This is a genomic window from Dactylosporangium sp. CA-152071, from assembly GCF_050936335.1.
Classification (GTDB): Bacteria; Actinomycetota; Actinomycetes; order Mycobacteriales; family Micromonosporaceae; genus Dactylosporangium; species Dactylosporangium maewongense.
Map to the genome: position 1 here is coordinate 4,502,767 of NZ_JBNJMZ010000001.1, position 22,008 is coordinate 4,524,774.

The following is a 22,008-nucleotide window of genomic DNA, read 5'->3' on the forward strand; positions in this document are numbered from 1 at the left end:
GCGGCCCGTCGCGGCCCGTCGCGGCCCGTCGCGGCCCGTCGCGGCCCGTCGCGGCCCGTCGCGGCCCGACCCGACCCGTCCCACCTCGGCGCGGCCTGCCCTTCGTGGCCTGGTGGTTCGTCCTCGCTGGGCGGGCGGGCTGATGTTCCGGCCCGGCTCAGTGGCCGGGCCGGAACGCTCCGGGGTTTGCGTCAGGCGGTGTCGGCGACCTTGGCCACCTTCGCCAGCAGCAGGGCCTCGGCGACGCAGACCCGCTCGAACTCGCCCAGGTGCAGGCTCTCGTTGGGCCCGTGCGCCTTGGTGCTCGGGTCCTCGACGCCCGTGACCAGGATCGCTGCCTTGGGGAACATCTCCTGGAACGTCGCGATGAACGGGATCGACCCGCCCACGCCCATGTCGACCGGGCTCACGCCGTCCCACGCCTCGGTGAACGCCTGGCGGGCCGCCTCGTACACCGGCCCGGTCGCGTCGATCACGCACGGCTCACCGAGCTGCTCGAGCGTCACCGTGACCTTCGCGCCCCAGGGAACGTGCCGCTCCAGGTGGGCGACCATCGTGTCGTACACCCGCTGCGCCGAGTCACCGGGTGCGATCCGCACGCTGAACTTGGCCTTCGCGACCGGGATCAACGCGTTGGGTGCGCCTTCGGTGGCCGGCGCGTCGATGCCGAGGATCGAGATCGACGGCCGCGTCCACAGGCGCTCGACCAGCCGCCCGCTGCCGATGAACTGAACCCCGTCGATCATGCCGGCCTCCTCGCGGAACCGGTCCTCGGGGTAGTCCAGCGGCGCCGACTGCGTGCTGACCAGGCCTTCCACCGCGACGTCACCCGCCTCGTCGTGCAGCGTCGAGATCAACCGGGACAGGGTGATCAACGCGTCGGGCACGGCACCGCCGAACATGCCGCTGTGCACGGCCTGCTCGAGGACCCGCACCTCGAAGAACCCGTTGACGATGCCCCGCAGCCCGGTCGTCAGCGCCGGCTGGCCGACGTCCCAGTTGCCCGAGTCCGCGATCACGATCACGTCCGAGGCGATCTCGTCGCGGTGCTCGCGCAGCAGGTCCTCCAGCGACTCGGAGCCGAACTCCTCCTCGCCCTCGATGAACAGCACCACGCCGACCGGCAGGTCGTCTCCGAACGCGCGCAGCGCCGCGATGTGCGCCATGACGCCGGCCTTGTCGTCGGCGGTGCCGCGCCCGTACAGGCGGCCGTCGCGCTCCTCGGGCTCGAACGGGTCGCTCAGCCACTGCGAGCGGTCGCCGACCGGTTGGACGTCGTGGTGCGCATACAGCAGCACCGTCGGCGCTCCGGGTGGCGCGGGCCTGCGACCCAGCACCGCCGGCTGCCCACCCTTCCGGACCAGCCGCACATCCGGAATCCCGGCGCCGCGCAGCAGCTCCGCCACCGCTTCGGCGGAACGCTCGACGTGGCTGTGGTCAAACCCCGTGAACGCGATGCCTGGGATGCGCACGAGCCGCTCCAGATCGGCGCGGACCCCGGGCATCTCCCGCCGGATCGCGGCGCGGAGCTCTTCTTCGGTGAGCACTGTCATACCCGGAACTTACTTCGCCGACTGGTCGTCTGTGCCGTTGGACCCGTTTCCGCGCATCCAGCCGCGCATCTTGCCCGCGCCGGCGCCGACCCAGTCGCCGACCTCCGACGCCCCGTCGCCGAGCTTGCGCAGCAGCGACACCAGCGGATCCTGCGACCGTGAGAACGCCTCCCGGTACGACGCGGCCGCCGCCTTGATCTCCTCGCTGACCGAAGCGTCCCCGTCGTCGGCGCGACGCGGATACTCGCCGCCGAGGATGCGCTGGTACTCCCCGCGGTCGATCCACGCCCGCACCTCGGCGGCCCGCGCCACCGGCATCGGGTGCGACCGCGCCGTCACCATCCGGATCTTGATCAGGCTGTCCCGCAGGTCACCGGCCCGCTCGAACTCAGCGGCCTGCTCCAGGAACGCGGTCGTGTCGACCTCGGACAGGTCACCGCCGCCGGCCAGCTTCATCGACAGCCGCAGCGACGCCGCCGGGTCCTGGCACGCGAGCAGCCCGGCCCGGTCCGCGGACAGCTCGGCCTTGCGCCACCACTCCATGAGCGCGGCCACGATCGCCCGCAGCACCATCGACCCGACCGGCAGCCACGCGAGCCGCACCGCCCAGTCCGTCAGGATCAGCACCATCGTGCGGTACACCGCGTGCCCGCTCACCAGGTGCCCCAGCTCGTGTCCGAGCAGGCAGCGCAGCTCCTCGTCGTCGAGCAGCTCCAGACAGCCCCGGTTGATCACGATGAACGGCTTCGACATGCCGATGCACATGCCGTTGATCGAGCGGTCGCTGTGCACGTACAGCTCGGGCAGGTCCGCGACGTCGAGCGACGCGGCGGCCTCCGCCATCAGCCGGTGCACCCGCGGGAACTGCCGGTGGTCGACGCGGATCGCGTTGCCGAGGAACTCCAGCCGCCACGCCCGCTCGTTCCACAGGGCGTGCAGCGACTTCAGCGCGTCGTCGAACCCGCGCAACTCCCGCAGCGCCACCAGGGCACCCCTGTCCGCCGGGTGCTCCCACGCCCGGGAACTGATCCCGGTCAGCACCACCCGCCGGCGTTGCACGTCGTTCGTGGTCATTCGCTCCGCCTCCCCGTCGCATCCGGATCGTGTCCGGCCGCCTCCCGGATCGTCCCGCACCTGCGCAACACCCGTCTACCCGCCCGCGAGGATGAAGTACTCATTCTGCGGGTCGTGCTCCTCGCCCGGCGCCCCGTCGACGTGCACGTCGACCGTCCGCGGCGCCGCGCCCTCACCGAAGAACCGGTCCTCTTCGGCCATCCACCGCTCCCACTGCGGCCGTAACGCCTCGCCGTCGCGGATCAGCCCCCGCTCCAGCCGCAGCGCCCGCGGCGCGTGGACGCACACGGCGAACGTCAGGTCCTGCACCCCCGCGCTGCCGACCCCCTCGACGACCAGCACGTCTGGCCGCCGCAACGGCTCCCATTCGTCGCGCAGCCGCTCCCGCACCCAGTCATACCGCCGGTACCGCGCGTCCTCACCCGCCTTGAACGGCGCGAACACCCACCGCTCCAGCCTCGGCCGCCACGCCTCCAGCTCCGCCCACCCGTCCAGGAAGTCGTCGGTGTGCAACTCGGCGACGTCCACACCGGCGTGCCGCAACGCCCGCGCCAGCCGTCCCGCGAACGTGGTCTTCCCCGACCCCGCCCGCCCGTCGACCGCCACCAGCCGCACGTCCCCGAGGCGCGCCTCCCGGCCGAGGACCTCCTTCGCCAGCGCGCCGTACGTCCCGATGCCCCCGCCCGTCGCGCTCATGACACCCCCCGATCCACCGTGACCCTCCCGCCGCCCGCATCACCTGGCGACCCCGGAAGATCGCCGGCCACCACCGGCGCCGGCACAGGCTCGTCGTGAGGCGCGCTCAGGACGCTTTCCGCCCCATCGTCCGGCGATCCCGGAACGCTGCCGGACAGCACCGCCCCGGACTCCGCACGAGGCGCACTTGGAGCAGGTCCCGCCGCACCGCCCGGTGTCCCGGCGACGCCGGCAGGCACCGCTGGCGCCGATGTGGGCTCGGCGCCAGGAGCGCTCGGGGCGGATGCTCTCAGCGCTGGGACGACGGTCGGCAGGCCGCTGGGTGCGCCACCCTCGATCAGCCGCCACAGCGCCGTCGTGTCGAGGTGCTCCTCGACCAGGTCGCCCAGCACGTCGACGGTCCGCTCCCGCAGCGCCGCGAACGACGTGTCCGGCGCGACCTGGAATCCGTGCCGGCCGGCCAGGCGCGCGGCCTCGGTCAGGAACGCCCGCCGGAACTCGTCGGTCTCGAACGCCCCGTGCCAGTGCGTGCCGAACACGTTGCCGGACACGGCGCCCTCACCCGTGCCGTCGGCCAGGCGGATCAACGGCGTAAGGCCTTCCGCCGCCCGGCTCAACACGCCGTGGTGGATCTCGTACCCCCGCACCGGCTGCGACCCGAGCCCGGTGCCGGTCACGCGTCCGAGGGTCTTGCGGTCCGCGAACGTGACCTCCACCGGCAGCAGCCCCAGCCCCGGCACCGCGCCGCGGCGGCTCTCCACGTCGTCGAAGATCCGCTCGGACAGCATCTGGAACCCGCCGCAGATCCCGAGAACCGGCCGGCCGGACGCCGCGTGGGCAAGCACCGCGTCCGCCAGCCCCCGCTCCCGCAGCCAGTGCAGGTCGTCCACAGTGGACTTGGTGCCCGGCAGCACGACCAGGTCCACGTCGGCGAGGTCGGCGGGCTCGACCGTGAGCCGCACCTGCACCCCCGGCTCCGCGGCGAACGCCTCGGCATCGGTGGCGTTGGACACCCTCGGCAGGCGGACCACGGCGACCCGCAGCCACTGTCCGCCACGCGGCGCCGCGGGCCGGCCGAGGACCCGCCCGTCGTACGCCAGCGAGTCCTCGCCGTCGAGCCACAGCTCCGTGGACCAGGGCACCACCCCGAGCGTCGGCCGGCCGGTCAGCTCCGTGAGCGAGTCGACGCCCGGCCGGAGCAGCCCCGAGTCCCCGCGGAACTTGTTGATCACGAAGCCCGAGATCAGCGCCTGGTCCTCGGCGTCGAGGAGAGCGAGCGTGCCGTACAGCGCGGCGAACACCCCTCCCCTGTCGATGTCGCCGACCACGATGACGGGCAGGTCCGCCGCCCTGGCGAGGCCCATGTTGGCCAGGTCGCCGGCCCTCAGGTTGATCTCGGCGGGACTCCCGGCGCCCTCGCAGATCACCACCTCGTGCTTGGCCCGCAGCTCGCGCAGCGTCTCCAGCACCGTGCCGCGCAGCCGGTCCTTGATCTCGTGGTAGTTACGGGCGCCGATGTACCCCGTCGCCTGCCCGAGCACGACGACCTGGCTCTGCCGGTCGGAGCCCGGCTTGAGCAGCACCGGGTTGAACCTGACGCTGGGCTCCAACCCGCACGCATACGCCTGCAGCGCCTGCGCCCGGCCGATCTCACCGCCGTCCACCGCGATCGCCGAGTTGTTCGACATGTTCTGCGCCTTGAACGGAGCGACGTCCACGCCCCGCCTGCGCAACCAGCGGCAGATCCCCGCGGTGAGCATGCTCTTGCCCGCGTCGGACGTCGTGCCGGCAACCAGCAGCCCGCTCACGCCATCACCTCCGCTCCGAGCCGTCGCCGCGGGCCAGGCACTGCACCCCCGGCTCGCCGCCCTCCACTCCGCCCCGGACCGCTCACGCCGCCACCTCCGCCACGCTCCGCCGCCACCGTGAACCAAGCGCTGCACTCACCGCTCGCAGCCCTCCACTCCGCCCCGAACCGCTCACGCCGGCGTCTCCCGCCACGCTCCGCCGCCACCGTGAACCAAGCGCTGCACTCACCGCTCGCCGCCCTCCACTCCGCCCCGAGCCACTCACGCCGGCGTCTCCCGCCACGCTCCGCCGCCACCGCGAGCCGAGCACAGCAGCTTCCGCTCCCGACCGTTCACGCCGCGCCCTCGCCCCGCAGCCCGACACCGGCCGGCTTGGCGCGGCGGCGAGCGGCGCCCGCCCGGAGCGCGCACGCGAGGCCTAAAGCGGCCGCGCCGATGACGACGGACAAGGTCGCGGCCCGGCGGACGTCATGCGGGGCGGGTGGCCCGCCGTCGCCGAGGTGCGGCCTGTGCTCGACCCGGGACCCGTACACGTTGCGGCCTCCGAGCCGAATCCCCAGCGCGCCGGCGGCGGCCGCCTCGCACTGCCCCGAATTCGGGCTCGGATGCCGACCTCCGTCGCGCAGCCACACCCGCAGCGCCTCGCCGGGCTGCCCTCCGACGGCCGGCGCGGCGGCGACCGTCAGCGCCGCCGTCACCCTCGACGGCACCAGGTTGGCGAGGTCGTCGAGGCGCGCCGAGGCGGTGCCGAACCTCGCATACCGAGCCGAGCGGTGACCGACCATCGCATCCAACGTGTTGACCGCCCGATACCCGACGATGCCCGGCAGCCCCGCGACCGCGCCCCAGAACAGCGGGCCGACGACGGCGTCCGACGTGTTCTCCGCGACGGACTCCACCGTCGCCCGGGCCAGCTCTGGCGCACCGAGCGCGGACGGATCCCTCCCGCAGAGATTCGGCAGCTGCGCCCGCGCGGAATCCAGGTCGCCGCCGTCGAGCCGGTCGGCCATCACCCGTCCCTCCCGCGCGAGGCTCGTGCCGCCCAGCGCGGCCCAGGTCGCACCGGCCACAACCAGAGTGCGGGCGATCGGCCTTCGCCTGGTCAACCAGGCCGTCGCCGCGGCCACCAGTACAGGCGCACCCACGGCGACCAGAGTGAATCGCGCTCCCGCGGCCCGGTCGTCGGCATAGGTGCGCCGCTCGACCGCCCCTGCGAACCGCCCGAACCCCGCGACAGGGTGCCACCTGCGCGGATCGCCGAACACAGAATCCAGCACACCGCCCAGCAACATCCCGATCGCGTCGGCGTGGAGTCTTCGAATCGCCATGCTCGGGACACTACCGACCCCCACCGACAATTTTTCATGGCGGCCCGTCGGGGCACTAGCAAGCAAATGGTGCGAAAACAAGAGCTTGTCTCACATCCGTCAGCGTCCTACTTTGCATGCGTGCAGCCCATGCTCCTCCCCGTTCTCGCGCCGCTTCGCGACATCCGTCGCGAAGATGTGTTCGCGCCCGTGGTCGACGAGTTCATGGGTGGCCTCGGGTCGGTTACAGCTACGGTCCGCCGTTCGGGCAACGCCTCGTCAATTGGGCCGACCTGCAGCGCATGGAGATGCCCCGCCGGATGCTGCGCCGCCAGGCCGCGCACAACCTCGACCAACGGCTCGGCGCTGCCCAGGTCCACGGCCAGCCGCCCGCGCTGATGCTCCAGTTCGACGGGGTCGCCTCGACGCTGCTGCTCGCCGAGCCGTTCTGGGCAGGCCTGGAGCGTGCCGTGCCCGGTGAGCTCGTGGTCGGCGTGCCGGCGCGCGACGTCGTGATCGTGACCGGATCCCAGTCCCCGCCCGGCCTCGCGAAGGTCCGGCGCGCGATCGACAGGGTCTTCTTCGCCGGCGACCCGCACCTGCTGTCGCGCAAGTTGCTGGTGCGCCGCCGCGGGGTCTGGGAAGTGTTCACCTCGAACCTCGCCCATGCGGCTTTCTGAGGTGTACGACCAGCGCGTAGCAGATCATCAGCGCTGACGCGAGCCTGTCCACAAGCGGTCGGTTATCCACAGATCCGGCGTCGGCCGCGAGCGGGGCAGGACCGATCTGACCGATGCTCCTCCCGAGTCCTTAACACGGGAGGGAGACGGACATGAACGAGACGACGATGACCATCGTCGGCAACTGCAAACGCCGATCATCCTGACCAGCACAAAGACGCCGATTCGCGCTGCGCGCTACCAGCGGAAGAGGACCTCGACCCGATCCTCCTCGGGCTCACGCCACCGCTCCGCGGCGCGGACCACGATCCGGTCGACGACCGACCGGAGTGCCTTGCCGCGCTCCGCGTACGTCATCCGCGGCCACAGCGCGAGAAGTGCCTCTGCGGCCTTGGCGGTCACGGCAGGGTCCTGGTCGGGCTTGGCCGGCCCGAGACGGGCGAGCTCGGCGAGGACCGTGCCCTCGGCGGTCTGCATCTCGCTGAGGGCGTCGCGGTACGTCTGCTCGGGAATCTGGCTCAGGGCCCATTCCGTGGCCAGCTTCGCCATGCCCGTGCGTAGCGTCTTCAGGCTGCGGCTGAGGCTGTCGCGGTCAGCTGAGGCGGCGGCGAGCCGGGCCAGTCGTGCGGCGCGGGCATGGTGGTCGCTGCGCAGCCTGGCCGCATAGCTCGCGACCTGGCTCAGCACCTCCTCCTCGACCAGGTCCAGGAGCGGCCGGCCGACGCCGGCGCAGGTGCTGCCCTTGACGCCGCTGCGGGCCATGCCGCAGACGAGTCTGTCGACGTAGATCCCATCGCGGCCTTTGGCTGGCTGCCGTTGCAGCTTGTGTTCCTTCGGGCACTCGCAGAGCCCGACGAGGGACCAGGTGGGTGCGAGGTGTCGTGGCGGGGCGCCTGTCTCGACGGCCAGCCGGTCCTGGACCGACTGCCACGTGTCCTCGTCGACGAGCGGCTCGTGTAGACCGGGCAGCACGAGGCCGGCTTCGATGACATGACCTCGGTAGACGAGACTCCGGAAGGCCTTCTTGAGGTTGCTGGTGTGCACCGGCCGACCGCGAACGGCAGCGAGGTACCCGGCGATCGCGCTGATCTCCTCGCCGCGCGCGTAGCGGCGGAACGCCTCGCTCATGGCCGGGCCGACGACCGGGTCCGGGACCATGCGCTTGTTGACGCGGGTGTAGCCGAGCGGCCGACCGTGGTGCAGCCCCTTCTGTGCCCGCTGGTTGATGGTGTTGGACCAGCCCCGTCCGATCTCCTTCGCCCGGTACTGGGCGAGGTTGAGCATGTTGATGAGCATCATCTCGCCGGCCGGCGTGGAGGTGTCGATGTGCTCGGAGGCGGAGATGATCGTGACCCCGAACCCGGCGAGCTCCTGGAGCACCAGGAGTGATTCGAGCACGTTGCGGCCGAAACGACTGACGTCGTAGACGGCGATCGCGTCGATCTGCCGTGCCTGGGCCATGGCGCGAATCTTGTCGATACCCTCGCGGTTGAAGTCCGTGCCACTCTCGTCGATGTCGTCAACGACATCGACCTCCTGCATGCCGGCTGTCGCCCGACGCATTGCGGAGAGCTGCACCTCGGGGCTGTGAAAGTCGTCGCCTCCTCGACCCATGAGCGAGGAGACGCGTACGTAGGCGACGACGCGGCTGGGCCGGTCGGGGACAGCGGCGACGATGCGGCGTGGCATCAGCTGGCGTCCTTGCCTCGCTCGCCGCGCTCGCCGCGCTTGCCGCCGGCGAGGTCTGCGAGGTAGCTCAGCATCTCCCGGATCGTCGCCCGTTGCGGTTCAGGGGTGTTCGGGTCGGCGAGGGCGCGCAGGATGATCAACACGTCGGGGTCGATCGGCTCGGTGTTTGGCCCGCCGAGTTCGACCTCGTCCTGCCGGTAGTAGCCGACCTTGATCAGTAGCTCCATCGGCGAGCGGTTCGTGCCTCTGGCGACTGATCTGACTGATTCCTCGGAGACGTCGACCTCCCGGGCCAGCCAACGGTCCAGCGTGCGCGTGTTCACGCCGATGAGTCGGCTGAACGCGGCCTTTTTGCCGCGTGTTTCGCTGTCGATCAGTGCGGTCATGAGCTCTGCCCATGCGTCGCGATCGATCCTACGGTCGGTCACAGAGTGAGCGTACCGGGCACGTGTGCCCGAGAGTAGGGGCACGGACGCCCGGGAAGGCGAATGTAGCTCGCGTAATTGCAGAGAGCAAGTTGCAAATCCGGGCATGCATGCCCTTGTTCCGGCATGCATGCCCCGCTAACCTGGGCGCATGAGCCTGGACACGCAAGCCCGAAACATGCCGGGCACGCGGGCCGGGGTTTTCCTCCGGCTAGACCGCTTTGACCTGATCACACGGGTCCTCAATTGCGGCAGCGACGTGGCGCGGTCGCGGCTGCTCGACATGGACCCCAAGACCATCTACCGCGCACGTCGAGGCGTCATCGGCGAGGAGTTCATCGCCCGGTTGCTCGACGTCATGCGCCAGAACGAGGCAGCCTTGGCTGCGGTCGACATCGGCACCAGCTTCGAAGACGTCTTCGAGGTGCGCGGCAAGCCGGTGACGGCATGAGCACCACACCCGGCCGCCGGGTTACCCCGCTGGACCCGAACACCCCCGCCGGGCGCGCCGCCGCCGACTCCCTGTCGCAGGCCCTGGCCGAAATCCTCGTCGCCGTCGAACGGCGCGAGCGTGCCAGCCGGGCGACCGCTACGCAGCGGGCTGCGGCATGACCCGCGCGCTGCAGATCGCCTTCGTCCTCGCCGCCCTGGCCGCGGCCCTGCTGGCGGCCACCGACATCCGGTCGACGCCGGACGAGCGCGCCGCCGTGCTCCTGCTCGCACTGCTGGTCGCCTGGGCGGCCGGCTCCCTGGTCGTCGGCTCCCGCCGGCGGCGCACCTGACCCGGCGCTCGCGCCGACCCGCACACAGATCAGCCCCGCACGCCATTGGCCGGCGTAACGGGGCCCTGACGAGAGGAAGGCTCTCGTGTCCCGCACCCTACCCGACACCCGACCGCACCTGACCCGCGCCGAGCGTGACCTGTTCACCGCCGTACGCCGACACCTCCGCGCCGACGGCTGGACCGTCTACGGCGACGAGGCCGAACACCGCGGCGCCCGCATCGCCGCCGACTGGACCTACCCGTGGAGCGTCGACGGCAAGACCGGCCGCATCCTGCGGATCAAGCTCCTCACCGCCCTCGGCTCCACCCAGCGGATCGCCGCCGACGTCGACGTCGACTCGGTGCAGGAGGCCGTCGACGTGGCCGTCGCCCTCGGCCTGCTGCCGCAGGGCATGTCCAGCGTCTACCAGGCCGGGCTCGAGGCGCCGACCCCACCTGTGGCATCGCCGCAGCCGTGGCTTCCGCGCGACTGGCGCCCGGAAGCCGGCGACGACCGCCCGCTGCCGCGCCCGCTGGGTCTCACGCCGATCCCCGATCCAGCGCTCCGCCAGGACGGTGCCTGATGTCCACCGCCACGCTCGGGATCCTGCTCGGCGCCGTCAGCCTGCTGCTGGCCGCGGCACTCATCGCGCTGCTGCTGTCCGACCGGGACAACCGCCAGCTCCGCGACGAGCACGCCCAGCAGACCCGCATGCATCGGGCCGAGCTCGACGAGTCCCGCACCGCCTACCACCAGATGAAACGCCATCTGCGACGCGAACTGGCCCATACCCGCGGTGAGCGTGACCTCGCCCGCGACAGTGTCCGCGAGCTCCTCGACGCGCAGCGCGCCGGCTACCGCTATCCGCGGCCGCAGTCGATGCCGATGCCGCCCGACGTCGACGACGCGCTGACGGAGGAATTCACCAAGATCGTCGAACGCAACGTGTGGCCGGAGGCGCCGTCATCATGACCCTCGTCCTGATCGAGCTGGCCGCCAGCATCGTCCTGGTCGCCGTGATCCACGCGGTGCAGCGGCACGCCTGCGACCCGCGCCGCGACGCCGGCCGGCACGCCTACGTCGCCCGTCACACCCTGGCTGGTGCCCGGTGACGCCGGCGCAGCAGGAAATGCAGATCCTGCGCAAGTACGCGGCGGGCGGCGACCTGCCGACCATCGCCAAGGAGTGCGGCGTGCCGCAGGAGCGGGTCGGTGAGGTCGCGCAGGCGGTCGGATTCCAGCGCGGCCGCGCCGCCGAACTGCTGCGGCAGCGTGAGGCGGCCCTCGTCCAGCACAAGCCCGGCAAGGAGACCACCGTGCATGTCGAGCCGCAGCCGGACACCATCGAGCAGCAACTGCTCCGCGCCGAAGCCATCCCCCGGCTGAAGACCCGAGCGATCCGTATCCGGACGCTCATCGACGACCTGCGCCGTGACCTGGAAGCCGTGTCACGCATCGTCGAGGCCGAGCGGAAGGTTGAGCAGCTGCGAACCCAGCTGAATGCTGCGACCGAGGAACTGCGAAGCCTGGCCCGGCCGGCCGCCCAGAAGGCCGCCGCGGCGGTCGCAACGGCGGTCGAAGATGGGCCGAACCCGAAGGACGTCCGGACCTGGGCTGCCCGCAACGGCATCACGGTCGCGCCGGCGGGCAAGGTGCCGCGTCCCGTGGTCGAGCAGTACCTCGCCGCGCAGCAGGCCGAGCAGGTGGCAGCGTGAGCCTCTTCTCCGCACCCGGCCGGACCTCGGCGCCGACCACCGCCACGTTCGCCGCGCCCGGCGCGACCATCACCCGCGGCGGCCCCGCACCGACCGGCGAGCAGACCGCGATCGTCGACGCCTACTTCACCGGCCAGCACCTCGTCGTCGAAGCCGGCGCCGGATCCGGGAAGACGTCGACGCTGCGCATGGTCGCCCAGTCCCGGCCCACCCGCCGCGGCGTCTACGTCGCCTACAACAAGGGCATCGCCGACGAGGCCGCCGGCAAGTTCCCTGGCACCGTCGACTGCCGCACCGCCCACTCCTTCGCCTACCGGCAGGTCGGCCAGGCCTACGCCCACCGGCTCCCTTCGCGTGGCCGCGGCGGCGAGGGCGGCCGCCGGCTCCCCGCCGCCGAAGTCGCCAAGGTCCTGGGGCTGCATGGTGAGCGGCTCGGCGAGCGGTACGTCACCGCGGCCGCCCTCGCCCGCATGGCTGGAGAGACGGTCGAGCGGTTCTGCAACAGCGCCGACTACGAGATCACCAGCGACCACGTGCCGGTCACGCCTGGCCTGGAGGAGCAGGCCGGTGACCTGGCCACGGCGGTGGTCCCAGCCGCAGTGAAGCTGTGGTCGGACATCGTCAACCCGCGCGGCAGCCTGTACTTCACCCACGACCACTACCTGAAGATCTGGCACCTGACCGGGCCTCGGCTGCACGGCGACTACGTCATGTTGGACGAGGCGCAGGACGCCAACCCGGTCATCGCCGCGATCGTCGCCGCCCAGCAGGACGCGCAGCTCATCTACGTCGGCGACCGCGCCCAGTCCATCTACGCCTGGCGCGGCGCCGTCGACGCCATGGCCGACCTCAACGGGCTCCGCCTGCAGCTGACGAAGTCGTTCAGGTTCGGGCCCGCGGTCGCCGCCGAAGCCAACCAGTGGCTCGACATGCTCGACGCCGACCTGCGCCTGACCGGCCACGACCCCATGGCCTCGACGCTGGGCTACGTCGAGCAGCCGCGGGCGATCCTGTGCCGCACCAACGGCGGCGCGTTCGCCCAGGTCATGGATCAGCTCGACGCCGGCCGCCGGGTGGCGCTCGTCGGCGACGGCAAGGACGTGAAGCGGTTCGCGTTCGCCGCGATCAGCCTGATGAAGGGGCAGGGCTGCGACCACCCCGAGCTGATGGCATTCCGTACCTGGCGGGAGCTGCTCGCCTACGTCGGTGAGGAGTCCGCCGGCCGCGACCTGAAGGTCATGGTCGACCTCTGCCACCGGTACGGGCCTTCCACCCTCATCGACACCGTCGACCGGCTGTCGCCGCAGCAGCGATGCGACGTCGTCGTCTCCACCGCGCACAAGGCCAAGGGCCTCGAATGGCCCAGCGTGCGCATCGGCGGGGACTTCGCCCCGCCGGCGGACGGCAGCAAGCCGGAGCGAGCGGAGCTGATGCTCGCCTACGTCGCGGTGACCCGCGCCCAGGAGCAGCTCGACCGCGGCTCCCTCAACTGGCCCACCACCGGCCGCCTCGCCGCAGATGGCACCTGGTGGTCGTACGACAACCCGACGCGCACCCAGGAGGACTGACCCATGACCAGCCAGATTCCCGCCGGCAGCAGCGTCACCCTCGACCACCTCGCCGCCGTCCACGCCGAATGGAAGCGGCTGCAGGCCGAGGCCGACAAGTGGCAGGCCCTCGCCGACCAGATGAAGAAGACCCTGCAGACCGCCGTCGGGGAAGCTCGCGAGGCCACCATCGGCGGCATCACCGTCGTCACGTACAAGCCGTCCGGCCAGTTCAGCGCCAAGCGGTTCACCGCCGACCACCCGGACCTGGCCGTCAAGTACACGGTGACCCGCGAGGTCCTCGACACCGACACCCTCGCCAAGGAGCAGCCGGACCTGTACACCGCATACCGGGCCCGCCGCTTCGAGCGGAAGGGCTGACCCGATGCCGTCCGCTAAGCCGGGGAAGGTCAACGGCCTCGAGGTGTGGCTCATCGGCACCGACGCCGAGCTGGACCTGGCCGTGACTGCCCTCGTCGTGGTCGGGCACGTCATGCAGCCCGTCGACGACCACGGCCAGCCCGACCCGTACCAGCGTCACGACCTCGCCGGGCTCGACAAGCCTCGCCGCCGCCAGTACCTGCGGCTGCAGCTGGCCGTGTCGGCGCCCGCCGTCGACACCACAGAGGTCGACCTGGGCCTGTTGGCGGATGCCGCGTGACCGCCGCCGACCTCGCCGCCAAGCTGACCGCACCCTTCGGTGCAATCGGCGCACCGGCCGGGCGCTGCCGGGCCTGTCCGCTGCCGGTCGACGGGCAGCTCGTCGACCGGCCGGACGGCACCGGCCTGCACATCGGCTGCGACGAACCCGTCCCGCTGCCTGCCACCATCGCGGCGCCGGCGTCGCCGTTCGTCGCCCCGGCCGGGCCGCCACCTGCGCACCCTCTCAAGGGTGAGCTGATCTCGATGGTGCGCTGGTTCGAGTCCAACAGCCCCCGGTCGCTGCAGCGGCAGATCGGCCCGTCGGAGATCGGCGTCGACTGCATGCGCCGCATCGCCTACAAGCTGCTCGGCACCCAACCGGCGAACGACACCGCCGACCCCTGGTTCGCGTTCGTCGGCTCGTCCGTGCATGACGGCCTGGCCTACGCCATCGACCAGTACCAGCGCCTCGTGCTGAGCCGCACCGGCGAGAACCTGCGCTACCTGATCGAGAACCGGGTGCAGGTGACCCTCGACGAGAACGGGATCAACGGGTCCTGCGACCTCTTCGACCGCGACCTGTTCCGCGTCGTCGACCACAAGATCGTCGGCGAGACGGCGCTCCGGAAGTACCGGGAGCAAGGCCCATCGACCGTCTACCGCAAGCAGGTCCACATCTACGGCCTCGGCTGGGAGAACGCCGGCTACGAGGTCCGTGAAGTGGCGATCGCGTTCTACCCGCGGTCCAACTACCTCGACAACCTGCACGTCTGGGCCGAGCCATACGACCGGCAGATCGCCCTCGACGCCCTCAACCGGCTCGACTCCATCCGCCAACTCGCCGCAGCCCTCCCACCCAACCTCATCCCCGCCCAACCCGACCCGGCCGGGTGCGCATGGTGCGACTTCTACCGCCCCGGCGGACCAGCAGACGCCACCGGCTGCCCCGGCCCCCTCAAACCATCCTGACCAGCCACAACAAACCCAAACCGCAGCACCACCCAACCCAAGGAGTCACCACCATGACCGCACCCAACCCGTTCGCCGCCCCGTCCACCGGCGGCGAGACCCTCCCCCCGCGTGACCTCGTCGGGCACCTCCTCATCGTCCGGCCGCTGTCCGTCGAGATGGTCAAGACCGCCAATTACGGCGACAAGGAGGCCATCAAGGTCAACGTCTGCGTCCTCACCCAGCAGAACCTCGACAGCTCCTACGGCGTCGTCGCCGAGGGCGTCCTCTGGTTCTCCGGCCGGCTCATCGGCTCCCTGAAGAACCAGCTCGGCGACCTCGTGCTGGGCCGGATGGCGGTCGGCACCGGCAAGCCCGGCCAGAACCCGCCGTTCGTGCTCGAGTCGGCGGTCGAGGACCCGCAGGCCGTCGACTTCGCCGGCAAGTGGCTCGCCGCGCACCCCGAGTTCCAGACCGCGCTGAAGGCCCCCGCGGCGCAGCCCGCACCGGCCCCGGCCGCTGTCCCCACCCCGGCCCCGGTGCCGACCCCGACGGTTCCCGCCGCGATCCCCGCTGCCATGCCGACCCCGGCGCCGTTGCCGGCGGCCCCGGCCGCGATCCCGACAGCAACCATCCCGGTCGCCCAGGTCCCCGCCGCCATTCCCACCGCGGCGCCGGCGGCAGTTCCTCAGCCGGGCGGGCTGCACCCGGACGTGCTGAAGAACCTCGGCCCCGAGGCCATCGCCCAGCTGCAGGCTTTCGCCGCGCAGCAGTCCGTCGCCTAACCGAACCAACCCTGCCGCCCCTGTCCACGTTCGGGCAGGGGCGGCCCAACCCAGCGGGGAGCAGCGATGACGACCACCAGCTTCGCGCCGGCGGCAGCGTGACCCAGACCATGCCCGAAACCGCCGTCGCAGACGCAGCCACCGCATGGCGCGCCGCCGGCGTCTCCGTCGTCCCCACCCGTCTCGACGGCTCAAAAGCCCCCATGGGCACCTGGAAGAAGTACATCACCGACCTGCCCACGGAGCAGGACGTAGCCGCCTGGTTCGGCCAAGGGCACCCCGGACTCGGTCTCGTCTGCGGACAGGTTTCCGGCGGCCTGGAGATGCTCGAGCTCGAGGGCCGGGCGGTGGCCGGCGGCCAGCTCGACCGGCTCATCGAGATGGTCACCGCCGCCGGCCTTGACGAGGTCTGGACCCGGCTCACCCGCACCGGCTACGTCGAGTGGACCCCATCCGGCGGCATGCACCTGCTGTACCGCCTCGCCGACGCGCCCGTGCCCGGCAACCAGAAGCTCGCCCGCCGGCCGGCCGCCGACGACGAGTTGACCACCGACGAACAGTCGGTCCGCGCCGACCGGCCCGACGTCGTCTTCTGGCGCGTCCTCGCGGAGACCCGGGGCGAGGGCGGGTACGTCGTCGTCGCGCCCTCACACGGCCCCGTCCACCCGTCCGGCGAAGCGTGGACCATCGTCGCCGGCCAGCCCGGCACCGTGCCGACCATCAGCGGCGACGAGCGGGAGCAGCTGTTCCGGCTCGTGCGGCTTCTCGACGAGCACCCGACTCCACCCGATCCGGTCGCGGCCACGGTGCCGGGCCCGTTCGCGGCGCCGGCCCGCCCGACCGGCCCGGATGGGCACCTGTCGCCCGGCGACGCGCTCGAGGCCGTCGACTGGGGCGACCAACTGCTTCTCGGCGGCGCCGGCTGGCACCGCGTCGCCGGGCAGCCCGGCAGCTACTCCACCTGGCGGCGGCCCGGCAAAAACCTCGGCATCTCCGCCACCACCGGCACCGACCCGGCCCGCGACCGGCTCTACGTCTTCAGCTCGAGCACCCCGTTCGAGACGGAGACGCCCTACACGAAGTTCGGGGCGTACGCGCAGCTGCACCACGACGGCGACCACAAGGCCGCCGCGCAGCAACTGCAGCGCCTCGGCTACGGCACCCCGCCAGCCGCGGCCGCGTCCACCTTCGCCACCGGCCCGTTCGCCGCACCCGGCGCCCTCACCCCGCCACCCGGCCTCACCACACCCACCACCGCCGACCCAGCCACCCCGACCGGCTTCAAGACCACCCTCATCCGCCGCAGCCAACTCCGTCACCTGCCCCGCGTCGCCCCCCTCATCCACAGCGCTCTCAGCCTCCGCGTCTCCGCCGTCCTCGTCGGCGCCACCGGCCTCGGCAAAACCTTCGTCGCCCTCTCCTGGGCCTGCTCCATCGCCACCGGCACACCCTGGCTCGGCAACCCCGTCGAGCAGCTCAAAACCCTCTACGTCGTCGGCGAGGGTGCATCAGGCCTCGACGCCCGCGTCACCGCCTGGGAAGAAAACTGCGGCGCCCGCGTCGACGACGACGACCTGGTCTTCTCCGTCAAACCCGACAGCCTCTCCAACCCGCACACCTGGCAGGACATGCGCGAGCAGGCCCTCGACCTTGGCTGCCGCTTCGTCATCCTCGACACGTTCTCCTCTCTCGCGCCCGACGCCGACGAGACCAAGGACGCCGCCACCATCACCCGCCGCCTCTCCGACCTCCAGGCCGGGATTGACGGCACCGCCCTACTGATTCACCACCCGGGCTGGGGAGACAGCGGAAGAACACGCGGCGGATACCAGCTCGAGGCCAACGTCGACGAAGTCATCGTCCTGTCCGGCGAAAAAGACTCCGACCTCCTTGAAATGACCCGCAAAAAGGTCAAGGAAGGCGCCGCCGGAGAAACGCAATGGCTGCGCCGAAAGGAAGCATTCGACTCGGTCATTATCGAAGCGGCGAACGCGAAAGACGCTGACGAGCCGGTCAGCGACCGCATTTACGACCTGCTGCAGAGGACGCCGAACGCGCGGTTCTCAGTGCCGCAGCTCGTCACCGAGCTGGAGATCAAGCACCGGTCGACGGCCCTGCGGGCGGTCGAGAAGCTCGTCGCCCAGGGCCTCGCCACCGCCCAGGGCAGCGACGGCCGTAAGACGTACGGGCTGTCGCAGCACGCCCGGCAGGCCGGCCCGTTCACCGCACCCGGAGGCCGGAAATGACCGTCTTGTCTGTGGATAACCTGTGGATAACCACGCAACAAACCACGCAACATGATCTTGCGTCAGCGTTGCGCATCCGTTGCGTCAAAACGATCACACGCAACGCGCTGACCAGCACAAAAACTAGATCATGTTGCGTCGCGTTGCGCACAACACCAGCACGCACCGTTTTGTTGCGTGCCAAGCCCCTACGTAGTAGGGGGGCTTGGCCGCGCAACGGTCGCCGGCGGCAGACACCAAAAACAGATCTTGAAGCCCTCCCATGAAGGCCACTCCAAGCACCACCACCCACATGATCACCACCCCAGCCGGGGCCGCCATCTGCCGCTGCGGCCAGCCACTCATCACCGGCACCGCAGAAGGCGTACGCGCCCGATGCAACCCCAACCCAATCACCAAAGCCGGCCACATCACCGCGATCCTCGCCGCAAAAACCGTCTACCGACTCACCCGAACCGGACTCGTCGAAATCACCTCCGACCGAATCAACAGCCGCAACATCCAAGGCCCCACCCTCGTCCAACACAAATGCGGCGACCAGTGGCCGCCCGGCACATTCGAACCCACACCAGAAGAAAACGCCGTCGAAAACGACACGGAAGGAATCCCGTACTGATGAGCGCCGCCCGCAAAAAAGGCACCAGCTGGGAAACCGCAATCGTCACCTTCCTCCGAAGCGTCGGCGTCCCGCACGCCGAACGGCGCGCACTCGCAGGCAACCTCGACCGCGGCGACATCGCCGGCGTCCCCGGCATCGTCTTCGAAGCCAAAAGCGGTGCCCTCCACCTCGCCGCCTGGATCGCCGAAGCCGAGACCGAACGCCGCAACGACGGCGCCGACTTCGGCATCGTCTGGGCCAAACGCCCCGGCAAGACATCGCCCGGCGACGGCTACGCCATCCTCACCGGCGCCGCCCTCGTCGAACTGCTCCGCGCGGCCGGCTACATCGCCCCGGCGGGCGGGATGCTGCCCGCCGCCCTCACCAAGCCCGAAACGGCGGCCAGCGACGGCCTGGGCCCGGTTTCCGGCGCGCTTCTGGCGGATCTTCGAGCGCTCATCCAGCGCCACGACCCCGCCTCCCTCAACGCGTCCACCATCCGCACCCTCGACCAGGAGCCGAGCCATGCAGCCTGACCAGCCCACCGTCCAGCGCCCCATCGACCTCAACTTCGGCCTACGCCCCGGAACCCCGCCGTCGGAGCCCGCCGTCACCGGTTCCTCGCGTCGCGCGCAAGACGTGACCGCTGACCTGTCCGGTGCTGAGCCGGGTGACGTGTTCTCGTTCGAGCAGCCGTCCGGTCGGCGCGTGCTGGTGGTGGTTGCCGGTCGCAACCTGGAGCCGCCGACCGCGCTGCCGCGTCGCGCGCAAGACGGGCCGGTGGAGGTGACCGGCGCTCCGGACCCTGAGTGGCTGGCGCTCCTGGACCGCGGCCGCGCCGGCGGCGACGACGGTGCCAGCGCGATCTGTGACGCGTACTCGCGTGGCATCCGGGTCGGCGTGGACCGGGCCTCGGCGCTGCATGCTGCCGCGGCTGAGGTCGGCGACCTCGATCCGGAGCTGGCCGACGCGTTGAGCATCGACGCGTCGTGGCCGCGGTCGGAGCTGCTGCCCGTGGTGCGCTACCGGACCGCCGAACTCGACCTGCTCGCCGCAGCCCTCAACCAGATCCGAGACGCGCGAGCCCACAGCTGCGACCAGTCCTGCACCGAGGGCGGCTGCGACTTCGACCTGGGCGGCTTCGTCGATCGCGTCGACGCCGTCCTCGCTGATCGGCTCTCCCAGCAGAAGCCGACCGGTCTTGGCCGCGTTCCGCAGGACCGCAGCGCGGACGGCGTGCCCGAGGTCGAGCAGGCCGCGGCGCAGCCCGCCGACAACGCCCCGCTCACCGACGCCCAGGTCCGCACCGTCTCCGGCCTGTGCGAGGCCGGCCCCGACGGCGTCACGTGCATCATCGCCGTCTACGGGCACCGGCGGATCTACCACGGCGGCCGCCCCGTGCCAGCGCTGCCCGAGCCGCAGCCCGTCGCGACGACGGCCGGCCCGGCCGTCGTCTTCAAGCTCGTCCCGTACGCCACCCGCGCGCACACCGAATGCCGCCTGTACGCCGGCCCCGACCGCGACCACCTCGCCCTCTGCGGCGAGCTCCGGCTACGCCACCACGAGTACACCGCGTTGCAGGACGCCCTCACCCCGCAGCCGCCGGCGCAGCAGCCGCCCGCTGAGCGCCAGTGCTTCATCGAGGAGCCGCACGCCGGGCACCGCTGGTACGCCGAGGGCACCCCGCTCCTGTGCCCTGGCTTCGTCGGCCGCGCCGGCGTGCAGGCCGAGAGCCCCGACTCTCCAGCCGCCAAGATGCGCTCCCTGCGCGCCCACCCGCACGGCAGCGCCTGCACCTGCGACGACTGCACCGCCCGCGACGAAGCCGAGCGGGACCAGCAGGCCGCCGACTGCAACGGAGACCAGGCGTCGGCATGAAGCTCTCCTTCGCCTACGTCAACGAGACCCAGGAGTGCGCGCAGGGGCCAGCCGACCCCTGCGCCGCCCACGGCCACACCTGCCGCTGCCCACGCCCCGACATCGAGGCCCTCGTCGAGCAGCAGCGCGCCGAGCGGGACGCCGCCGAGCAGCGGTTCCGGGCGCTGTTCGTCTCCGCCCGTCGTGAGCGCCTGGCCGAGCTCGACGCCCTCACCGACCGCATCCAGCCACTCCTCGACCGGCTCGACACCACCTGGCGCGCCCTCGAAACCGACCTCGGCTGGCGCGGCAGCCGGCGAGCCGTCCCGTGACCAGCGGCAAACCCGGCAGCGCCTACCAGGCCTGGCCCACCACCGAATCCCGCCTCGACGCCTGGGCCCGCCTCGCCCGCACCAACCTGCCCGTCGACGACATCGCACGCCGCATCGGCATCGACCGCCGCGCCCTCGACCGCCTCGTAGCCCGCGCCCGCAAACGCGGCGACCCACGCGCCATCTACCACCGCGACGCCCACCTCCCAGGCACGGGCACCGCCCACCTCCGCGACAAGCGCGCCCGAGCAGCCCACCTCCGACGCACCCGAGGAACCGCATGACCCGCCCCGCTTGCCCGGCCTGCAGCGCCACCGTCGACCGGCTGCAGCGCTCCTACGGCGTCGTCGCCGCCTACCCCTGCAGCTGCTGGCTCACGCCCGCGGCCGCGCAGCAGCTCGTCGACGAGCACCGCACCCGCACCACCAACCCCGGGAGCCGCACCCAGTGACCCAGCCGCACCACGACCGCGCCCAGGCCGCCCTTGACTCCCTCAGGACGGCCCGGGCCGCGCTCGCCCGACGCCCCGCCCAGGCCATGACGTGGGCCCGCAACGTGCCCCCACCAGCCAGCGACGGCCTCCGCTCCCCCCGCTACGGCACCCGCACCGGCAGCGGCGGACACGGCGACCCCACCGCCGGCATCCTCATCGACGGCGTCACCCGCGCCCAACTCACCGCCGTCCGCGCCGCACGGTACGCCGACCAGGTCACCGACACCCTGAACTGGCTCGCCCGCCAGCTGGGCGCGGCCGGCGCCGGCGACCCGCTCGACCGCATCGAAGCCGCCCTACCCACCCTCACCGAGGCAAGCTGCGCCGAGCTGGTCCAGTGGCTCGCCGAGCTGGAGTGCCGCATCCGCGTGCACCTCGGCGACCTGCTCGACGAGTACGGCACCGCCGAGCAGATCGCAGCCCGCCTCACCACGCCGGAGCGGACGATCACAGCGGAGCGGATCCGGGACTGGGCGCGCCGTGCCCGTGCCGCTGGAGACCGCCTGTACGGGCTGCTGCCGCCGGTGCGTGTGCCGGGTGCGCGGACCGGCGACGCCTGGTACCGCGTGAGCGATGCACGGCACGTCCTGGAGGTGACTGCGCGGCCTGGTGAGCGTCGGCGTGGCCGGAAACCGCAGGTCAGCGCACGTGTTGACGACCGGGCCGCCTGATCATGTACGCTGCAATCACACACTGGCTGCTACAGGTGGCCTGTGCCCACAGCCCAGTCGAGCGTCCCCCGTCGCTCCTGGGCTGCGAGCGTCTCAAGCTGAGGGCGCCCCGGGCCTCCAAGGTCATGACCGGTTGGACTCCGGCCCCTGGGCGCACTCTCACCGCTCCCATTTTGATG

General features: G+C 71.6%; 27 protein-coding genes and 1 pseudogene. 21 read left to right on the forward strand and 7 right to left on the reverse strand.

What is annotated here, in order from left to right; all coding sequences use genetic code 11:
* Positions 1-191 precede the first annotated feature (191 nt).
* From ACQEVZ_RS20095 to ACQEVZ_RS20115, 5 genes and pseudogenes are all read right to left on the reverse strand, one after another.
* A complete protein-coding gene (locus ACQEVZ_RS20095) occupies positions 192-1,553 on the reverse strand; it encodes a dipeptidase (RefSeq protein ID WP_433368609.1) in 1,362 nt (453 codons plus the stop codon).
* Positions 1,554-1,562: 9 nt separating this feature from the next.
* Positions 1,563-2,627: a M48 family metallopeptidase gene (locus ACQEVZ_RS20100; protein ID WP_344513754.1), complete on the reverse strand. Its 1,065-nt coding sequence runs from the start codon at positions 2,625-2,627 to the stop codon at positions 1,563-1,565.
* Positions 2,628-2,702: 75 nt separating this feature from the next.
* Positions 2,703-3,323, reverse strand: a complete 621-nt coding sequence (locus ACQEVZ_RS20105; RefSeq protein WP_433368613.1) for a uridine kinase family protein — start codon at positions 3,321-3,323, stop codon at positions 2,703-2,705.
* A gap of 110 nt (positions 3,324-3,433) precedes the next feature.
* Positions 3,434-5,083 (reverse strand): annotated as a pseudogene (locus tag ACQEVZ_RS20110) (cobyric acid synthase); the annotation flags it as partial.
* A gap of 380 nt (positions 5,084-5,463) precedes the next feature.
* Positions 5,464-6,459, reverse strand: a complete 996-nt coding sequence (locus tag ACQEVZ_RS20115) for a cobalamin biosynthesis protein (RefSeq protein WP_433368616.1) — start codon at positions 6,457-6,459, stop codon at positions 5,464-5,466.
* Positions 6,460-6,740: 281 nt separating this feature from the next.
* Here ACQEVZ_RS20115 and ACQEVZ_RS20120 point away from each other — a divergent pair, with 281 nt between their 5' ends.
* The gene (locus ACQEVZ_RS20120; protein WP_433368619.1) at positions 6,741-7,118 is read left to right on the forward strand and encodes a hypothetical protein; all 378 of its coding nucleotides are present in this window, start codon (positions 6,741-6,743) and stop codon (positions 7,116-7,118) included.
* Positions 7,119-7,355: 237 nt separating this feature from the next.
* Here the strand turns inward: ACQEVZ_RS20120 and ACQEVZ_RS20125 are convergent, their stop codons facing one another.
* Positions 7,356-8,807, reverse strand: a complete 1,452-nt coding sequence (locus ACQEVZ_RS20125; protein WP_433368622.1) for a recombinase family protein — start codon at positions 8,805-8,807, stop codon at positions 7,356-7,358.
* Complete coding sequence (locus ACQEVZ_RS20130; protein WP_433368625.1) at positions 8,807-9,235, reverse strand: hypothetical protein; 429 nt, start codon at positions 9,233-9,235, stop codon at positions 8,807-8,809. The genes ACQEVZ_RS20125 and ACQEVZ_RS20130 overlap by 1 nt, the downstream gene beginning before the upstream one ends.
* A gap of 148 nt (positions 9,236-9,383) precedes the next feature.
* On the opposite strand from ACQEVZ_RS20130, the gene ACQEVZ_RS20135 reads away from it, so the two are divergent.
* From ACQEVZ_RS20135 to ACQEVZ_RS20230, 20 genes are all read left to right on the forward strand, one after another.
* On the forward strand, positions 9,384-9,683 hold the full coding sequence (locus ACQEVZ_RS20135; protein ID WP_433368628.1) for a hypothetical protein: 300 nt from the start codon (positions 9,384-9,386) through the stop codon (positions 9,681-9,683).
* A complete protein-coding gene (locus tag ACQEVZ_RS20140) occupies positions 9,680-9,844 on the forward strand; it encodes a hypothetical protein (protein ID WP_433368631.1) in 165 nt (54 codons plus the stop codon). The genes ACQEVZ_RS20135 and ACQEVZ_RS20140 overlap by 4 nt, the downstream gene beginning before the upstream one ends.
* Positions 9,841-10,014 carry a hypothetical protein gene (locus ACQEVZ_RS20145; RefSeq protein ID WP_433368634.1) on the forward strand — a complete coding sequence of 58 codons (174 nt, stop codon included), beginning with the start codon at positions 9,841-9,843 and terminating at the stop codon, positions 10,012-10,014. Before ACQEVZ_RS20140 ends, ACQEVZ_RS20145 begins: the two co-directional genes overlap by 4 nt.
* Positions 10,015-10,099: 85 nt before the next feature.
* Entirely contained in the window at positions 10,100-10,579 is a 480-nt protein-coding gene (locus tag ACQEVZ_RS20150) for a hypothetical protein (RefSeq protein ID WP_433368637.1), read from the forward strand.
* On the forward strand, positions 10,579-10,968 hold the full coding sequence (locus ACQEVZ_RS20155) for a hypothetical protein (protein WP_433368639.1): 390 nt from the start codon (positions 10,579-10,581) through the stop codon (positions 10,966-10,968). Before ACQEVZ_RS20150 ends, ACQEVZ_RS20155 begins: the two co-directional genes overlap by 1 nt.
* Positions 10,965-11,108, forward strand: coding sequence for a hypothetical protein (locus tag ACQEVZ_RS20160; RefSeq protein ID WP_433368642.1), 144 nt, complete (start codon positions 10,965-10,967; stop codon positions 11,106-11,108). The genes ACQEVZ_RS20155 and ACQEVZ_RS20160 overlap by 4 nt, the downstream gene beginning before the upstream one ends.
* Positions 11,105-11,710, forward strand: coding sequence for an Lsr2 family DNA-binding protein (locus ACQEVZ_RS20165; RefSeq protein ID WP_433368645.1), 606 nt, complete (start codon positions 11,105-11,107; stop codon positions 11,708-11,710). Before ACQEVZ_RS20160 ends, ACQEVZ_RS20165 begins: the two co-directional genes overlap by 4 nt.
* Positions 11,707-13,278 (forward strand): UvrD-helicase domain-containing protein, encoded by a 1,572-nt coding sequence (locus tag ACQEVZ_RS20170; protein ID WP_433368648.1) that lies wholly within the window; start codon positions 11,707-11,709, stop codon positions 13,276-13,278. Before ACQEVZ_RS20165 ends, ACQEVZ_RS20170 begins: the two co-directional genes overlap by 4 nt.
* Before the next feature lie 3 nt (positions 13,279-13,281).
* Positions 13,282-13,638, forward strand: a complete 357-nt coding sequence (locus tag ACQEVZ_RS20175) for a hypothetical protein (protein WP_433368651.1) — start codon at positions 13,282-13,284, stop codon at positions 13,636-13,638.
* A 4-nt stretch (positions 13,639-13,642) separates the two neighbouring features.
* Entirely contained in the window at positions 13,643-13,918 is a 276-nt protein-coding gene (locus tag ACQEVZ_RS20180; protein WP_433368654.1) for a hypothetical protein, read from the forward strand.
* Entirely contained in the window at positions 13,915-14,868 is a 954-nt protein-coding gene (locus tag ACQEVZ_RS20185) for a hypothetical protein (protein ID WP_433368657.1), read from the forward strand. The genes ACQEVZ_RS20180 and ACQEVZ_RS20185 overlap by 4 nt, the downstream gene beginning before the upstream one ends.
* A 53-nt stretch (positions 14,869-14,921) precedes the next feature.
* Complete coding sequence (locus tag ACQEVZ_RS20190; protein WP_433368660.1) at positions 14,922-15,632, forward strand: hypothetical protein; 711 nt, start codon at positions 14,922-14,924, stop codon at positions 15,630-15,632.
* A gap of 110 nt (positions 15,633-15,742) precedes the next feature.
* The gene (locus ACQEVZ_RS20195; RefSeq protein WP_433368663.1) at positions 15,743-17,878 is read left to right on the forward strand and encodes an AAA family ATPase; all 2,136 of its coding nucleotides are present in this window, start codon (positions 15,743-15,745) and stop codon (positions 17,876-17,878) included.
* Between the two features lie 292 nt (positions 17,879-18,170).
* Entirely contained in the window at positions 18,171-18,494 is a 324-nt protein-coding gene (locus ACQEVZ_RS20200; RefSeq protein WP_433368666.1) for a hypothetical protein, read from the forward strand.
* Positions 18,494-19,012 carry a hypothetical protein gene (locus ACQEVZ_RS20205; RefSeq protein ID WP_433368669.1) on the forward strand — a complete coding sequence of 173 codons (519 nt, stop codon included), beginning with the start codon at positions 18,494-18,496 and terminating at the stop codon, positions 19,010-19,012. Before ACQEVZ_RS20200 ends, ACQEVZ_RS20205 begins: the two co-directional genes overlap by 1 nt.
* A complete protein-coding gene (locus ACQEVZ_RS20210) occupies positions 19,002-20,354 on the forward strand; it encodes a hypothetical protein (RefSeq protein WP_433368672.1) in 1,353 nt (450 codons plus the stop codon). The genes ACQEVZ_RS20205 and ACQEVZ_RS20210 overlap by 11 nt, the downstream gene beginning before the upstream one ends.
* Complete coding sequence (locus tag ACQEVZ_RS20215) at positions 20,351-20,665, forward strand: hypothetical protein (RefSeq protein WP_433368675.1); 315 nt, start codon at positions 20,351-20,353, stop codon at positions 20,663-20,665. The genes ACQEVZ_RS20210 and ACQEVZ_RS20215 overlap by 4 nt, the downstream gene beginning before the upstream one ends.
* A complete protein-coding gene (locus ACQEVZ_RS20220; protein ID WP_433368678.1) occupies positions 20,662-20,949 on the forward strand; it encodes a hypothetical protein in 288 nt (95 codons plus the stop codon). The genes ACQEVZ_RS20215 and ACQEVZ_RS20220 overlap by 4 nt, the downstream gene beginning before the upstream one ends.
* A complete protein-coding gene (locus ACQEVZ_RS20225) occupies positions 20,946-21,116 on the forward strand; it encodes a hypothetical protein (protein WP_433368681.1) in 171 nt (56 codons plus the stop codon). The genes ACQEVZ_RS20220 and ACQEVZ_RS20225 overlap by 4 nt, the downstream gene beginning before the upstream one ends.
* Positions 21,113-21,829, forward strand: a complete 717-nt coding sequence (locus ACQEVZ_RS20230) for a hypothetical protein (protein WP_433368684.1) — start codon at positions 21,113-21,115, stop codon at positions 21,827-21,829. The genes ACQEVZ_RS20225 and ACQEVZ_RS20230 overlap by 4 nt, the downstream gene beginning before the upstream one ends.
* Positions 21,830-22,008 lie beyond the last annotated feature (179 nt).